Here is a 16,458-nt window from a genome sequence, read left to right on the forward strand (position 1 = left end):
CCAGTTTGACGGTTTTCTCAATCCAATCGAAAGAGGTGCCGCATGAAGACAATCCGTAACCCGTGGTTGAAACTTAGAGAGGGAATCTACCCCGAAGACTATGAGTTGATTAACAGACTTCAAGAACGATACATTCGCGAAGATAAGACGACGCTGAAGCTCGAGTTGGATTACAAGCTTGGCGTATATTCAGGGACAAACTGCGAGGGGATCCGCCATATCAATGAATTCATGTACTTTGATGGCCATGAGTTAGTTGGCTATATGGGGATTTGCGATTTCGGCGGCGCAGATACACCGCTCGAAGTGAATGGCATGGTGCATCCGGAATACAGGCGGCAAGGGGTTTTTGGAACGCTGAGCAGGCTAGTTATGGCAGAGTGGAAGCGCAGAACTTCCAAACGTATGCTTTTCTTAAGCGATCGGAAATCAGAAGCCGGACAAGCGTTCATTCAAGGAACCGGCGCACAGTACCATCATTATGAGCATGAGATGTATCTTCGGGTGCCTCGACGGGAGATACACGTTGACTCAGAGCACATTATATTTCGGAAGGCGACAAATGCCGATGCGCGGGAGATTCACCGGCAGAATTCGATTTACTTTGGCGGCAATCTGGCAGAAGAGGAGACAAGCGCATTTACGGAAGGGATGATCCTTCCTGAGGAGGAAGAAAAGAGGGGCATGACCATTTATCTTGCAGAAGCCGACCAACAGGTCATCGGGAAAGTCCATATTCAGTTATCACCAGGTATCGGGGGCATCTATGGTCTGGGCGTTCTTCCCGAGTATCGTGGTAAGGGATACGGAAGAGCGATTCTCTTGAAAGCGATAGATAAGTTGAATGAAGCGAACGCAGGGGATATAATGCTGCAAGTTGCCGTGGAGAACGCCAATGCACTCCGGCTCTATCAATCCTGCGGTTTCGAGGAAACCTCGACGATGGATTATTATGAGTTAAAATAACGTTATTTGAAAGATACGCAAATCTTATATGTGAGGATGATTCGTTTGAAGCAAGGACTAATAGTGTTCTTGAACGGAACTTCAAGTGCAGGAAAGACGAGTATTTCCATGGAACTGATCAAACAGAAAGAGATTCTTTTTCATCATTTAGCCATAGATGATTTTTTTTATAATTTCAATGATCTTATTAATAACAAATTTCCGGATTTAAAACCTGTTAAAGAATTGGATGATGGAGTTATCGGACAAATAATATTTGATCCCTTAATCTCCATGTACTACGCGACAATTAAACTGTTCTTAGAAATGGGTTTGAATGTTATCGTCGATACCGTAATCGATAACGACAAGTGGTTTAACGATTATCTCGATGTACTTTCTGATTACCTTACAATATTTATAGGTGTACGATGCTCGAAAGAAGAACTCGCAAGAAGAGAGCAAATAAGAGGAGACCGAAAGATTGGACTAGCAAATTCCCAGTTCGACATAGTATATGGCTTTAATGAATATGATCTTGAAGTCAATACCGAAGAGTTGAATCCATCAGAATGCGCCGAAAAGATATTAAGTTTTATTAAATCCGACAAGGATTATTCGGCATTCAAGAAATTAAGCAAAAGAGATATTAATAGCGTTTGATTAAAAGGCGTATCCGTCAGATAGCACCATATTCTTATGCCTAAAATGAAGTCCCCCGTGTAATTGCCAATGCACGGAGGACGATGCCGGGCTACCTTCTTTAAAAGTAATCATGCACAGGAAATTCAAAGCAAATTCAACGCTCTTCTGACTTTTCTGGCGAAAATGAGCGGATTTTTTACCGCTTCGATGTTGACATAGATCAATCTGGGGCGATCGAACAACCATTCGTTATGAATGGACGACACGATGATACCCTGTTTAATAAGGCTTGCAATAAACCGTTCCGTTTCCTCTTGCAACAAGGCAACCCTTCCCAAACAAAGCGCTTTGCCGGTCGCAGCATTTAACGATTCAAACGAGAAAGAAGAGGTTACCATAAACCTTTTCCTTAAAATGGTTGCCTTTACTCGATTCCGCGAAATGGTCGTGACACATTTTCCGCCTGCAAATCCGGGTGTTCCGCCTATGATTTCGGCAAACCTTCGACAAAGGCGTTCATTGTGGCTCATGATTCGGCGATCTCCTTTTTTAAAAGTGAAGAAGCACTGATTTAGTCTAATGCCGCATCAGAGGAATGCGATACGTACAGCTGCCCACAGATTCCCATTATTTTATTCCTTCCTTTTTTCAAATGTCGGACTGAAGAATTTTAGATTTAAAAACCCCAGAATGCCTAGGAAAGTCGCTGCAGCTGCCAAGTAGAATGAATGGCGTGAGCCTATCCATATATCATGAGCGGGGGATCGTAGAAATCCGGCTGTAACTACAGTGAACAATGAAATTCCAATGTTCTGCGCAAGTCTTTGTACAGAGCCAATCGTTGCTTGATGCGAGGGCCCAACGGCTTCCATGATAGCCGCAATGTTTGACGGTTGGAATAGCCCGGCACCTACGCCATAAACAAAAAGCAATGAGCAAACGATAGGTAATTGCCCGTTCGGAAGCAAAAAAGAAAGAATCAGAAGTGGCACTAACATACAGCAAAGTCCGACTGTCATTAATCGGAACGTGCCCCAACTCCTGATCAGTCGGCCGGCTATATTAGAGGTCAATACAAGGCCCAAGGGTAATATTAAATTTACCAACCCGGATTTCCAAGGGGCATAATAGCGTGCATGTTCCAAATAGAAAGGTACGACAACCATACAAAGGCGTGTAACACCTCCATATGCAAAAATTGTATATAAAGAGACTGTGAAGAAACCATTCTGAAATAACGATAATGGAACAATGGGATTAGCCGTCCTTTTTTCTCTTCGGATAAACAGGAATATAAGGATTGTAAAAATCAGAATATTGATATACATTCCGGAACGAGTAGAACCTAGACGAGAGCAGCCATAGACTAATGAAAATATAGAGGCTGAAAGCAAAAGGCTGCCGGACAAATTTAAAGGCGGTTTTTTGCTTACCGGTACTACTTTTCCTTTTAAGACATAGTGGCATGCAAGTAAACAAAGGAGACAAATAGGGATATTAATTATAAATAGCCAATTCCAGCCTATTGTGGATAAGATGATTCCGCTCGCCACAGGTCCGAGGACATGCCCGAGTCCAAAGAATGCGGCTAAAGCCCCCAGTGCTTCTCCTTTTTTGACAGGGGACACTAAGGTTGTTATTAGAGCAGCAGATGTTGCCTGAAGCATGGCAGCTCCTATCCCTTGTAAGATTCGAAAAGAAATTAGCTGTGTCACAGTTTCTGATAACGCACAAAACAGGGAGGCAAGCGCAAATAACGTTAATCCCATTGAATAAATTTTTAAACGTCCATAACGGTCACTTAGCCTACCGAAGACTACAATACAGCTGCATATGACAATGGTATAAAGAGATATGGTCCAGGCTACAGTCGTGACAGAGGAATGGAACTCTTGAACAAGAGAAGAGATCGCAACGTTAAGAATTCCTGAGTCTAAGGTCGTGAGAAACATACCTACCCCAGCAACAAGTACTATGGCGAGATAAGAGTCAGCTTGATCTAAGCGTTTATTTGCCGAAATCTTCATACTTCTCCCCCCATTCGGATGTATGGCACCATTCAAGATCTATTGTTAGCTGTATTTTAAAGCAGAAGGATTTATAGTTCTAATATATAAAATTTATTATGATTATAGGCTGTAACTATAAATTTCGAGTGTTGTTACCTTACGTGGAACTTTAGTTCATCAATCGAGGAGCAGTTTGCCGCCGGCTTAAACAAAAGGGAGTTTAGCTTAATTATATATATTCTTTACGTCCCAAAATCTGGGGTTTAATGGTAAACTCAAGTTACTATCTATAGCATGGTTGAGAGAGTGATCAGCGTGGAATTACATAGCGGAGCAGAGCATGTAATTAATAAATATTCTGCTCAGAAAGGAAAACACTTTCGATGATAATACATAGTTATGACTACAAAAACCATGACGAGTACCGAGCAAGCTTCAATAGACTTGCCAAACTAGTATTTGGGATTGATTTCGAAGCTTGGTACCAAAAGGGAGCCTGGGGAGAACGCTATATTTGCCATTCAATTATTACAGATGACCAAATAATCGCTAATGTTTCGGTAAGTAAAATGAATTTGGTTATTAATGGTGAAATCAAAAGCGCACTACAAATTGGAACGGTAATGACTCATCCCGAGCATCGGGGTAAGGGATTGTCCAGACAACTGATGGAGTATGTATTGGAAACCTACGAAGGGACAAGCGATTTGCTTTTCTTATTTGCGAACAGCTCCGTGCTTGAATTTTACACCAAGTTTGGATTTACGGCCTTACCTGAACATCAATTTTATTTAAACATAGCTGTTCAGCCCGATAGTGAACCAATTTTACTGGAAAAACTGGATGTTTTGAAGGAAGAGCATTGGGATTTAATTAAACAAATGCTTATCTCCCGTAGACCCATTTCAGGACATGTTGGTGTCACAGACAGCGAAGGTTTATTTCAATTTTATGCTTTGAACATCTTTCACGAATGCCTATACTACTCGCCAACTGACAATGCCATTATCGTTTTTGAGCATGAAGGCGATTTGCTGCATTTGTATGAGGTGATCAGCGATAAACAGGTGAACATGGAAACGTTGGTTTCGCGGATTACAACGAAACAAACAAGGAAAGTTCGGTTTCACTTCACTCCCGATCAACTCCTCAACAAAGTTTATGTAGAACCCTATGGTGAGCATGAAGATGTCTTGTTTATTAGACCGCTTTCTGATTTGGGAGAGCTGCCCGTGTTTTGTATACCTACGCTGGCTCATGCTTAAAGTAAACAAATAAACCAAACTAGCGATAGTTCGGTAGTGTGTTACGCTAACGCCGTAAGGAATTAAGAGGAGAGAAACCTGGTACTATTATTGAAGATGAACGTATGGTTACAATGGAAGTCGCATAAACTGCGGCTTTTTTATTTTTGTATAGAAGTTCTTTCGTAAGCTTCAGGATGAAACTGAACAGGGGAGCAATACCCGTTTTTTACCGTATCCGCAATATCTGCAATGACATGAGCATCTTTATGATCGCTTTTAGACGGTGTGGAAAGTTCCTATTAATGACAATATTTATCAATATTTCAAATCCTACTATAGGAATTATTGATAAGGATTGCGATTGACACCCCGAGAGAGTCAATGCTACGATATGTTAAATTAAAGCATGTCAGTTGGAATTATCGGATTTATAATCAACCAGATAACTCGACGGATTGAACGAGTGGAGGGTGTTCTTCTCCATAGCGCTTCCGCTGATGTAGCCGGCACTAGCGATGAATCATTCAAGGCATCGCTTTAAGCGGGATGAAGTGAAGGAGGGGCAATCGTATGATCCCATTTTTGAAAAAATATGACGTTATCGTGGTAGGCGCCGGTTCGATGGGAATGAGCTCGGGGTACGAGCTGGCCCGTCGAGGGGTTGAAACGCTGCTGATCGATGCTTTCGACCCGCCGCACGGGGAAGGGAGCCATCATGGAGAGCCGAGGCTTATTCGGCATGCGTACAGCGGAGGCCCCGCTTACATCAACCTTGCTATCCGAGCCGACGAGAAATGGCTGCAACTGGAGGAAACCACCGGGCTGAAGCTGCTTGAGAGAGCGGGCGTGTTGAACATAGCGGATACGGACGTCTATGATTTTCGGGAGCGTCAGAATGATGCCGAAAGCCAAGGAGTGACGGTGGAATGGCTGACCGGGGAGCAAATCCGAAAGCGATGGCCTAACGTAAAGGTATCAGATAACTTCCACGGAATGTATGAACCTTACGCCGGATACTTATACAGCGAAAAAGTCGTTGCGGCCTACAAACAAGAAGCGTTAAGAGCCGGCGCGCAATTCATCGCAAACACCTTCGTCACGGGACTTCGGACGGAAAAGGATGGAAGTGTGACAGTACATACGAAAGGAGGAAGCTACCATGCCGAACGAGTGATCCTAAGCGCGGGTGCCTGGTTCAAGATGCTTCAGTCGTTCCTGTCCCTTCCGATTCGTTCCGTACGTAAAGTCGTCGGATGGTTCGAAACGACCGATTCGACATTCGACAGCAACGTCTTTCCTGGATTTACGATAGGCACCAAGAACGGCGGCTTCTACGGGTTCCCGAGCATCGACGGCGCTGGCGTTAAGATCGGGCGCCACGATGGCGGCGTTCCATGGGAGCCGGGCAAACCGCTGGCACCGTTCGGAGCCTATCCGGAAGACGAAGAGGATCTTCGGCAAGCGTTGGAGACTTATTTGCCCGGCGCGGCAGGCAAGCTGCTTCGCGGCGCGGTATGCAAGTACGAATTGACGCCGGACGAAGACTTTATCATCGACCACCATCCGCTTTACAAGAACGTTGTCATCGCCGGCGGGTTCTCGGGCCACGGTTTCAAGTTCGCCAGCGCGATCGGCGAGGTCTTGGCAGACTTGGCTCTGAACGAGAGCACTTCATGGGATATCTCTCCGTTTCGCCTATCCCGTTTTGCCAGATAAGAAATAGAATCGAAAAATTTAAGAGTAGCTTAAAAAAACGAATAGAGGCCAATTCCTAAACGGAAGCATTTGGTCCTATAAATAATAAAACGTAGAGGAGTGTTTCATTTGAGCAAGTCCCTTCTGGTGATTGTAGGCGCTGGTCCGGGTGTTAGCGCAGCCGTCGCACGTAAATTCGGTGCCAATTCGTTTAAGGTCGTTCTCGTTGCACGTAATCAAACTTCGCTCGATGTACTGGCCAGAGAGCTCAGAGACCAATCTATCGAAGTGTTCACCGTCTCGGCGGATGCTTCGAAATCAGAGTCGGTCGCCCAAGCTTTCCGGGTCATTCGCGAGCAATACGGCACGCCGGATGTCCTGCTCTACAATGCGGCTGTCATCTCCAGATCGACGGTATCCGTTTTGGATGAGGAACAATTGATCGAGGATTTCAAAGTGAATGTCGTGGGCGCCCTCTCAAGCGTCAAACAAGTCGTGCCGGACTTCATTAAACGGAGGGAAGGGGCCATTCTAATCACGGGCGGAGGCTTGGCCATCTATCCGAACTCAGAATACTCCTCGTTATCGATCGGCAAGGCAGGTGTCCGTTCGCTTGCCTATTCATTAGCACAGGAGTTAAAGCCCCATAACGTTTATGTAGGAACCGTCACTATCGGCGGTTATGTATCCAAGGGGACATTCTACGATCCGGACGATATCGCGGAGAAGTATTGGCAGTTGTATCAGGCTCGTGATGAAGTGGAATATATCTTCGCGGAATCTTGATCGATAAGCATGAGGGAGCGTAGATGAAAGTTACACATTTATTGAGAAACAAATTGGAAAAGATTTAAAAAGACCAGGATACCAGGCTGTATTGAAGCAAGGAGCAAGAATAGGAGAAGGCGCCCGCACCGGGCGCCTTTTTTCATGACAAATCTGTTATTGTCGGAATACTTAAGTTATCACGAGGAGAGAGACCGGTTACGTCCGGCTACAATTAAGGAAGAAGTTATATTGGTCATCGCATGTGACACAATAATCACCCTAATAATCCATCAAACCATAAGGGATCCGTCAGCTCAAGACAAGAACTTCTTTACAGCCCCGAGCCCCCTGAAAAATGCACGATTTTTTTAAGCTAACTATAGTTCAACCAGAACAGGGAGCAGGTCGCCGCGGCGCTGCTCCCTGTTCCATTGAAGTAAAGGGCAGTTTAGCGTAACGTATGCCACGAAATAAATAGTGAGAAATATTCCTTTTTGAACAAGATACCAAAAAGAAGTACTGTTCCATTTTGGAGGTGCGTAACAACGCTAAAGCAGCCGACGTATGCCGTTCGGTTGTTTTTTTGTTGAGCTTAAGGGATTATTGACTACAATAGAGTGTCAAATATATTCATTAGGGTATGCCCTTTAATAATTTCCTGTAGGCAAGAGGACTGAGACGCGTCTTCTTTTTGAAAGATTTAATAAAATAGCTCTGGCTGCTGAATCCAACTGTTTCAGAGATTTCAGAGATGGATATATCTGTGGATTTAAGAAGTTCAATTGCTTTTGAAACCCGATATTCCATGAGATAATCAGAGATTGTCATGTGCATCATTTTCTTAAAGTAGCGGCAGCACTCCCCTCGGCTTACATTGGATTGTGTCGCCATATCAGTTAACGAGAACTTTGAAGAGTAATTAGTATGTAAGTATTCGATCATCTTCAAGATTCGCGCATTGTGTTGCTTGCGTTCCCCTTCTTCTTCCTTGAACAAAAGATTGTTCCATAAAATAATCCAAATGTCCTGTAAGATTCGCTGCACGTTTAATTGGAACGCAGGGCTATCTTCAACTTCTTGGTCATAGACCCATTTCATCTGCTCATATATTGGGTGTGTCCATTTATCCTGAATATTGAACTTATAAAAGGCTTTTTTCTTACTTAATGCTGGAGAATAAAAGGCATGTTCAAAAAAACTGCCCTTAAATCCGGTTAATAAGACGGGTTCAAAAATGAAGGTAAAGTATCTTGCAGCTTTAGCATCTTTGCTAGGCTTTAAGGTGTGCAAACGTTCGGGCAAGATTAGAAATCCATCCCCAACTTCCATTGTTTCTTCGCGTTCTAGGACTGTCACATTTATACTTCCCTCTAAGACAATAGCAATCTCTAAAGCAGTTTGCTTATGCCAGTTCACGAATCCGCCTACATAGTCACTTAAATCATCTCGGGAAAGTACAAAAGGAAATACCGGATTCAATTTAAAGGTGCTGTTCAGATCCTTATCAACAGGAACAATACGATTCTTCATTAGACTCACCACTTCAGTGAATATATTTATGCTTTCAATCAATAATTATATATATACTGTCAACTCACATCAATAAAATAGAATTTAACGAAAGGTGGTTTTTCAAATGACACAGCGGGAAAATATAAAGAATGGCTTGTTGTTCACGGATATGGGAGAAGGCTTGCCCGAAGAACGACTTAGAGGAAAAGAGCTCGTCTTTGATTTTAACAAAACAAGACCATCCGAGGAGGCCAAAAGAGAAGAACTTGCTAAACAGCTTTTCGGAAGTTGGGGCAACAATTGCTGGATCGAACCTCCGATTCACTTTGCCTATGGCTCGAATACGTTTATTGGTAATAATGTCTACGCGAATTTCAATCTTACAATCGTGGATGACACAACGGTCAAAATCGGGAATGGAGTCTTATTTGCTCCTAATGTTACGATTTCGACTACTGGACATCCCATTGACGCTGAATTGCGTGCAACTGGCCAAATGTATGCATTCCCAGTTGTCATTGAGGACAATGTATGGATTGGGAGCGGCGCTGTCATTAATCCCGGCGTTACCATAGGCAAGAACAGTGTAATAGGTGCAGGAAGTATTGTCACAAAGGATATTCCACCAAATGTGGTCGCTGTGGGCAATCCTTGTAAAGTGCTGCGGGAAATTACGGAAGAAGATAAAGTTTACTACTATAAGAACCGGAAGGTGCAACCCTAATTCCAATTAGAAGGAGCCATTCTTAATGTATCCACATCATAAAACAGCCATTGATAGGATTACAAACAAGCTCAAGGAAAAGGAAGAAATTTTGGCTGTCATTGTCGGGGGTTCCGTTGCGCATGGATTTGCAAAAGAAGATTCGGATATCGACCTTATGCTTGTCGTATCGGATGAGGTTTATCTTTCTTTATTAGAGAGCGGGGATATTCATTACCATGAAACGGAGTCCACGCCTTATGAGGGCGGGTATGTGGATGGAAAATATACCTCGGTTTCGTACATTAAAAAAGTAGCCGAATACGGCAGCGAGCCCGCTAGGTTTGCCTTCAAGGACGCAATAGTAAGTTATAGTGAAATATATGGTCTGCAAGAGATGGTGCAAGCGGCATCATGCTATCCCACTGAACGGAAAAATGAGACATTGGAAAAATTTCATGCTCAATTTGAAGGTTGGCGTTGGATGTTCTATGAAGGCTTAAAGAAGAACGAGCGCTACGTTATTGAATTCTCTACGACTAATTTCGTTTTATTCGCAGGGCGGCTTATTTTGGCATATAATGAAGTTCTTTATCCCTATCATAAATGGTTTATGAAAGTGCTGGAAGGGGTTACTTGCAAACCGAATAATCTTGTTCTGATGATGAATAATGTATTGCAAAATAAATCGAAGGAAAGCGTTGAAGCTCTGTATGAATGCGTGACGCAATTTCATCAGTGGCCTAAGTCAGAGAAAGGATGGCACGTTCGATTCATGCTTGATAGTGAATTGAACTGGATGACAGGCCATGTGCCAGTAGCTGATTTATAATTAGTACTACAGGAATTCGACGGGAAACGCACTGAGATCAAGGGTGGATCTGTTGCCTACATCTATAGTGAACCGAAGAGTTTGGGCACTTGGAAATGATTTCTACAAAGGTACAAAAGACGCCACGCCAATAAAGTATTCAAGGTGTAAGGTAGAAATTAATATCACCTAGGAATAGTAAACGGCAGCCGATATCGGCTGCTTTTTTTGTTACGGGATACGTTTGTTGAGAATATAAAATATCGCCTGATCTGAGTTCAGTGCCATTTCGAAGTATATGGCAGTTTCAACAATCGAAGGAGTGTTCAAATAAAGGAATCGCATTGCACATAAAATCAATCAGCCGGCGTAAGTCAGAGCGGAGATTCTGGCCGGCCGCGAGAACTGGTTTCGTTCAATTTCATCAAGCAGCTCGAGCCAGGTTTGCTCCAGCATCGTGAAATCATTCATATACCATATGGACGGTTCGCGAAATCCTCTCTCCAGCAAAAAATCTGCGAGTCCTTTTCCGTTAAACTGCAGCCAATAGATTTCCCAACGATCGTCTTCGGAGGTGTAGTAGCGCATTTTCTGCTGCGGACAATGGAGGAAGACGTCGCCCTTTTTCAATGCATGGACAGTGTCGTCCAGCTCGATTGTCAAACGGGAGCTTTTAGATCACGAGGGGAGGGTCTGTGACTGGCAGTTGTAATTTAGGTTCATAGTTATTTATGGACTGCTGAAAGAACTCTTGATCTCTCCATTGCGTGGGAGTCATATTAAAGTATTTTTTAAACAGCTTCGAGAATTCCATCTGATTTCCGTATCCGACACTATTGGCAACCTCTTTAACGGTCATACTGCTTTTTTTGAGTAATTGTGAAGCCATCTCCATTTTAAGAGAAATAATAAACTGCTGTGTGCTTATGCCACAAATGCTTTTGAAGATACGTGCCAGATGACTGCGGTCTATGTTTAAAAAATGTGCAATTTCAGAAACGGATATTCTTTTGTGAATATTACTCCTTATAAAGTTTTTTGCATTAGAGACATAGGTTTCTGCTGTATTCTCATCTTTCTTTAATAATTTGCCCTTCGTAAGAGCCGCAATAAATGACCAAAAATGGCTCATGATGGTTTCAAAGTCAGACCAGCCTAAATCTATTATATTTTTAAGTGCGTTTCCAACGCCATGATCATCATTTATAACGTGGTTATCGTGCGAGAAGCCTGTCACAGTCATAAGCTTTTCCGAAAAACTGCCGTCAAACTCAATCCAGCGATAAAGCCACGGCTCATTGTCATCTGCCTTATAGTACGCTGTTTGTTTCGGATAAATCAGAAAAAACTGTCCAGCATGTACTTTATAAGTTTTTTTATTAATATGCAGTTCGCCTTGCCCGCTATAAACGTAATGGATTAAATAGAAGTTGCGCACTGCAGGTCCGAAGGAATATCCGTGATCGCACTGCTGTTCACCATATTGCATGGGATAAATATCAGACGACATAAAAGGGCTTTTTGCATAATATAGTTTCATTGAATTCAGCTCCTGAAATCAATATATCACATTTCCCCATAATCACTCGATAAAAACACATTTATATCCCCATTTATTTGTCCTATCATAACAATGTAAATGCAAGTTTAAGCGAATGCTTACGAAGTAAAAATTATCACAAGCGGCCAAAATTATGGCCACTAGTGGTGACAATTTTTTTGAGGAGGATTTCTTATGGACAAGTTTATGAATTTAAATTCACTATCTACCCCTGTACCGGCTAGAGTTACATCAAGGACTGCGCCTGACGAGATCACGGATCCTGACTATATGTTTCCGGCTTTCTCAAACGGCAAGGTTCTTTTGGATAAAAAGCAGGGACGCCTTCCTGCAATGGGCTGGAACAGCTGGAATGCCTTTGGCAGTAAGAACAACGAGGTACTCACAAAGGCAATGGCAGACGCGATTGTTGATTTGGGACTTGTGGATATGGGATATAAGTATGTAGTGCTCGATGACGGTTGTTATAAGTCCGAACGCGTAAACGGCTTACTTTCAAATGAAACGATAAAATTTCCAAGCGGCTTTAAGGCATTGTCTGATTATATACACAGCAAGCAACTTAAATTCGGTATGTACAATGATATAGGTACGAATCTTTGTGCAGGCTCTGCTGTAGGAACGTGTGGCTTTGAGGATGTCGACACAAGGTCTTATATGGACTGGGGGGTTGACTTTATTAAGGTAGATAACTGCTACTATCTATGGGACAATGCAACGTTCTCAGACTCAACAAATTCAAAATACTCCTATGCTCCGAATATTAGAAGCATAACGGTTACGGGTGAAAGCCTGAAAATAACTTTAAATGCAGTTAACGACGGAGTGCTATTAGGACAAGGTGCTTCAAAAAACAGTGGCGACTACGTAACAAATATCGGTACATTCGATGGAACAAACGTGGGTACAACGCCTGTGGGCGACCGCTGGAGCGAGCTACAGTTCACTGTGAACGCGCCGGCTAGCGGAAAATACGCCATAACCATAAATTTTGCAAGCGGCGAGGAGGATGGCACTGGACGCTGGCTTCAGCTTGCAGTAGGAAACGCAGATCATGAAACTAGATATTTTGATAATTTGCTTCCTCTTACCCAAAGTACAGCTGCCTTTGAAGATTCGGAAGAAATTACAGTATCCTTAAATGAAGGAGAAAATATCATTCGTCTAATGAATCACAGAAGGCAGGAAAACACCCTTAATTCATATGCGGCTCTGCTTGAAGGTTTGAACAAGGCCGATCCTGACCATGATGTTGTATTCTCTATCTGTGAATGGGGTAAAACACAACCGCATAACTGGGGATATAAGGTTGGAGACTCATGGCGTATTCTTAATGATATAACCTTCTCTGTCGGCTCTGAAGGCAATCCGGGCTCCGCCGAATGGAGTTCAAACAATACCGCAAGTATAACCTCGCAGTACAGTAAGGCGGTTATTATGGACGAATTTTCCGGACTTGACAAGGGGTGGAACGATCCCGATATGCTTGTAATCGGTATGAACGGAATTACAAATCTCATGAATAAAACTCATATGACGATGTGGTGTATGATGAATTCTCCGATTATGCTTGGAATGGATTTAAGGCGCGTTACAAAGGGGGACGAGTTATGGATGATTATTGCGAACAAAGACGTAATCGCATTGAATCAGGATACCCTCGGCATTCAGGCAAAAAGAATTTACTGCTCTATCGATAATACCAATCCCGATACGGCATATATTACGAATAACAACCGAGTTGATATTCTTGTAAAGCCTCTTGCGAACGGAGATATAGCTTTGTCCTTTATAAATCTCAGCGACTCAAGAGATACGAAGGAGCATTCCGTTGATGTAAGCCGCATTATCGAATATATTGGGCATAAAATGATTGATGCTGGAAAATTCAAAAATGCTGCAAGCTATTATCAAACGGATTTATGGACAGGGGAGGTTACAACGAATATTTCAAGGACCTTCTCTGTTACAGGAATTGACGCCTATGACAATGTTACGATAAGAGTTACTCCTGTTTAATATGCTGATGATGAAAATGATTGATATTGCTAATCATTGGGCTGAAGCATCTATTTTAAAACTTATTGAACGTGGCATTATACCAGGGATGAATGGTGGTTTATTTTATCCCGAGGATAATGTTACGACCGAGCAGTTTGTGACAATGGTAATTAGAAGCAGTAAAGGCAATATAGAGCCAACGAGTGGGTGTTGGTCATCGGGATATATGGATTACGCGTTGTATAAGGGAATAATAGAGGATTATGATATAACAAACATAAGCAAACCCATTGAGCGTCGTTCCGCTGCAAGAATAGTTCATGAGGCTCTTTTAACAGAATTCGGAGAAAGAGATGAGTACGAATGGTCGGCGGCCGAAAATCTTAGAGACCTATATTCCTGCCATACCTGCGTTATGCATATAGCGCAGGTGTATGTTAAAGGTATAATGCACGGGCGTGACAATAACGTGTTCGACGCTGTTGGCAGCTTAACTCGCGCGGAAGCTGCAGCAGTTATTGTAAGAATGCTTGATAGGGACCAGCGTATTCCTCAGATTGGGAGAAGAGAATTTCAAATTAATAATCTGTCCCCCGATGAAGCATGGCAGCTGATGTTAAATGATAAAACTGCAATGCTTGTTGATGTCCGAACTCATGAGGATTATAAGATAGGACATATACAGGAAAGCATTTGTATGCCATTACAGGATATATCAAATAACCCGTTCTCGGTATGTGATAGAAAGGATACTCCATTAATCCTTTACTGTCAAAAGGGGTATAAGAGTTCTTTAGCTGCACAAGCACTTATAAAAGCAGGCTATAGCAGAATCTACACAATTCCGGGTATAGAGCAGTACAAGTATAATTTATTATAAGTGAGATCTTTGATGATATTATCGTATGGTTATGTTTTCTAAGACAGATGCCTCATATGACATCAATACTTTCCTCTCAAGCTACGTTGAGACGGTCGTGAGAACATTACTTCATTAATTGCCGCGTAAATCGCGGCTTTTTTCATTCCCGATTTTGACAATAAAGGTAATTCGATTCAAACAGATCAGTCGATAAATAACGTAATCCTGAGTCAGGCAGAATTTTTGATCCGAGAATCTGTGTATGCCTTTTATCTCGATAAGCTCTGGATTCTCCAGTGTAGCAATTGAGGTAACGCATGTACTCGTTTTATCATAGAAATACATGTACATATAGATTTTTTAGTAGTGCTTATTAAGAATTTCTATCGATTGGAGTATTGTGATATAACTCATGGAATGCTAGCATAAACCTAATAACATATAATCCCTATGAGAAAAGTGTTCTTTAAAAATAAAAATTAATGAATAGGAGAGGTCGTCCTGGCTAAATTATTGCTTGTAAAGACATCGCTTCATGAAACAGAAACAGGATGCTTCATGAAACAGGATTTTGTAGAAATAGAGGCAAGAGGACACAAAGTAATATCGGATACTGGGACTGAAATTGGAGGGACTGACAAAGGCCTGGCGCCAGGCGAACTGTAAATTGGCTCTTATGGAGCCGCCACGGCATCGTCGTCGCGTTTCGGATTCGCATGGCCAAAAAAGCGAACGAAGTGACGGCGGAGGGATTCCTCGAGGAAAGGACGTGACGGTCACGAACCCGCTGATCGCCCGCGGGTTCGTCTCCCACGTGCAACATCACCTCGGCCAAATCGCTCGTATCAAGCATGGGAATACCGAGGCGGCGCAAGGCTCGAGCTGCTCCGTTTAACGTATCCATCCCGATCAATAGCCGACTATTCGATAGAAAGCAGGTGGATCTCATGACGCAAAAACAAGTGCTCGTTCGCGAAGCGACGGCGGAAGACCGCGACGCGGTCCGGGACGTGCTGCTGGACGCCTACGGGCAATACGCGAATACGTTATCCGAAGAACGCTGGGAGCAATATAAAGAAAACATCGTCGCCGCCGCGAGCGCCGGGGCAACAAAAAACCGGCTCGTCGCCGAATTAGACGGCCGCATCGTCGGCAGTGTGTTCCTGTTCGAATCGTCGGAACAAGCATACGGTTACGTCGGCATCCACACGCCAATCATCCGTCTGCTCGCCGTCTCACAGGAAGCCCGCGGCCATGGCGTCGCGACGCAGCTCATCCGCGAGAGCGCCGGTATCGCGCTCGCGTCCGGTGCCGAGCTTCTTCATTTGCACACGTCCGACATGATGGATTCTGCGGTTCGTCTATACGAGCGTCTCGGCTTCGAACGGGCGAAGGAGTTCGACGTGAAGAACGGGGAGACGCTCGTCAAAAGCTATCGGCTTCGCCTACGGGAATCCGCGATATTGAACGCCCGCTAAACAAGCGAGCATTTTGTCCTGAAGGGCATATGCCTTTTGACAAGTAAAAAGCGCTTTGCTTAATGAACGTCATGTGATTGAACTAAACGAGGAACGTTAGTTCAATAAGCAACCAGGATGAAGCTGCCGGCACAAATCGGCAGCTTCATTGCGTTAACAGGTAGGTATGTATAGAAGTTCTTGTCGTTTTTGTATAGAAGTACTTGTCATCCGACAGTCGT

15 protein-coding genes are annotated in these 16,458 nt (G+C 43.3%); 10 read left to right on the top strand and 5 right to left on the bottom strand.

Annotated features, from left to right (window positions below):
• Positions 1–42: 42 nt before the first annotated feature.
• Both WFK81_RS07480 and WFK81_RS07485 read left to right on the top strand, forming a co-directional pair.
• Positions 43–966 carry a GNAT family N-acetyltransferase gene (locus WFK81_RS07480; RefSeq protein WP_336785827.1) on the top strand — a complete coding sequence of 308 codons (924 nt, stop codon included), beginning with the start codon at positions 43–45 and terminating at the stop codon, positions 964–966.
• A gap of 45 nt (positions 967–1,011) precedes the next feature.
• Positions 1,012–1,608 carry a chloramphenicol phosphotransferase CPT family protein gene (locus WFK81_RS07485; protein WP_336786438.1) on the top strand — a complete coding sequence of 199 codons (597 nt, stop codon included), beginning with the start codon at positions 1,012–1,014 and terminating at the stop codon, positions 1,606–1,608.
• Between the two features lie 125 nt (positions 1,609–1,733).
• Here WFK81_RS07485 and WFK81_RS07490 read toward each other — a convergent pair whose 3' ends face one another.
• A complete protein-coding gene (locus WFK81_RS07490; protein ID WP_442956034.1) occupies positions 1,734–2,120 on the bottom strand; it encodes a DUF1259 domain-containing protein in 387 nt (128 codons plus the stop codon).
• 102 nt (positions 2,121–2,222) lie between these two features.
• Complete coding sequence (locus WFK81_RS07495) at positions 2,223–3,617, bottom strand: MFS transporter (RefSeq protein WP_336785828.1); 1,395 nt, start codon at positions 3,615–3,617, stop codon at positions 2,223–2,225.
• A gap of 365 nt (positions 3,618–3,982) precedes the next feature.
• Between WFK81_RS07495 and WFK81_RS07500 the strand changes: the two genes are divergently transcribed.
• The 3 genes from WFK81_RS07500 (at position 3,983) to WFK81_RS07510 (ending at position 7,327) form a co-directional block, all read left to right on the top strand.
• Positions 3,983–4,864, top strand: coding sequence for a GNAT family N-acetyltransferase (locus tag WFK81_RS07500; RefSeq protein WP_336785829.1), 882 nt, complete (start codon positions 3,983–3,985; stop codon positions 4,862–4,864).
• Between the two features lie 552 nt (positions 4,865–5,416).
• Positions 5,417–6,562 (top strand): N-methyl-L-tryptophan oxidase, encoded by a 1,146-nt coding sequence (gene solA, locus WFK81_RS07505; RefSeq protein ID WP_336785830.1) that lies wholly within the window; start codon positions 5,417–5,419, stop codon positions 6,560–6,562.
• A 108-nt stretch (positions 6,563–6,670) separates the two neighbouring features.
• Positions 6,671–7,327: an SDR family NAD(P)-dependent oxidoreductase gene (locus WFK81_RS07510; protein ID WP_336785831.1), complete on the top strand. Its 657-nt coding sequence runs from the start codon at positions 6,671–6,673 to the stop codon at positions 7,325–7,327.
• A 615-nt stretch (positions 7,328–7,942) separates the two neighbouring features.
• On the opposite strand, the gene WFK81_RS07515 is transcribed toward WFK81_RS07510, so the two are convergent.
• Positions 7,943–8,839 (bottom strand): AraC family transcriptional regulator, encoded by an 897-nt coding sequence (locus WFK81_RS07515; RefSeq protein ID WP_336785832.1) that lies wholly within the window; start codon positions 8,837–8,839, stop codon positions 7,943–7,945.
• A 106-nt stretch (positions 8,840–8,945) separates the two neighbouring features.
• On the opposite strand from WFK81_RS07515, the gene WFK81_RS07520 reads away from it, so the two are divergent.
• The gene (locus tag WFK81_RS07520; RefSeq protein WP_336785833.1) at positions 8,946–9,545 is read left to right on the top strand and encodes a maltose acetyltransferase domain-containing protein; all 600 of its coding nucleotides are present in this window, start codon (positions 8,946–8,948) and stop codon (positions 9,543–9,545) included.
• 25 nt (positions 9,546–9,570) lie between these two features.
• On the top strand, positions 9,571–10,356 hold the full coding sequence (locus WFK81_RS07525; RefSeq protein ID WP_336785834.1) for a nucleotidyltransferase domain-containing protein: 786 nt from the start codon (positions 9,571–9,573) through the stop codon (positions 10,354–10,356).
• Positions 10,357–10,695: 339 nt separating this feature from the next.
• On the opposite strand, the gene WFK81_RS07530 is transcribed toward WFK81_RS07525, so the two are convergent.
• Positions 10,696–10,998 (bottom strand): AraC family ligand binding domain-containing protein, encoded by a 303-nt coding sequence (locus WFK81_RS07530; protein ID WP_336785835.1) that lies wholly within the window; start codon positions 10,996–10,998, stop codon positions 10,696–10,698.
• 10 nt (positions 10,999–11,008) lie between these two features.
• The gene (locus tag WFK81_RS07535) at positions 11,009–11,875 is read right to left on the bottom strand and encodes an AraC family transcriptional regulator (protein WP_336785836.1); all 867 of its coding nucleotides are present in this window, start codon (positions 11,873–11,875) and stop codon (positions 11,009–11,011) included.
• 195 nt (positions 11,876–12,070) lie between these two features.
• On the opposite strand from WFK81_RS07535, the gene WFK81_RS07540 reads away from it, so the two are divergent.
• The 3 genes from WFK81_RS07540 (at position 12,071) to WFK81_RS07550 (ending at position 16,237) form a co-directional block, all read left to right on the top strand.
• Entirely contained in the window at positions 12,071–13,915 is a 1,845-nt protein-coding gene (locus WFK81_RS07540) for an alpha-galactosidase (RefSeq protein WP_336785837.1), read from the top strand.
• A 10-nt stretch (positions 13,916–13,925) separates the two neighbouring features.
• Positions 13,926–14,777 (top strand): S-layer homology domain-containing protein, encoded by an 852-nt coding sequence (locus WFK81_RS07545; protein ID WP_336785838.1) that lies wholly within the window; start codon positions 13,926–13,928, stop codon positions 14,775–14,777.
• A gap of 929 nt (positions 14,778–15,706) precedes the next feature.
• The gene (locus WFK81_RS07550; protein WP_442956046.1) at positions 15,707–16,237 is read left to right on the top strand and encodes a GNAT family N-acetyltransferase; all 531 of its coding nucleotides are present in this window, start codon (positions 15,707–15,709) and stop codon (positions 16,235–16,237) included.
• Positions 16,238–16,458: the final 221 nt, after the last annotated feature.

The sequence above is a fragment of the Paenibacillus sp. MMO-177 genome (assembly GCF_037147795.1).
In the GTDB taxonomy this organism is placed as follows: domain Bacteria; phylum Bacillota; class Bacilli; order Paenibacillales; family Paenibacillaceae; genus Pristimantibacillus.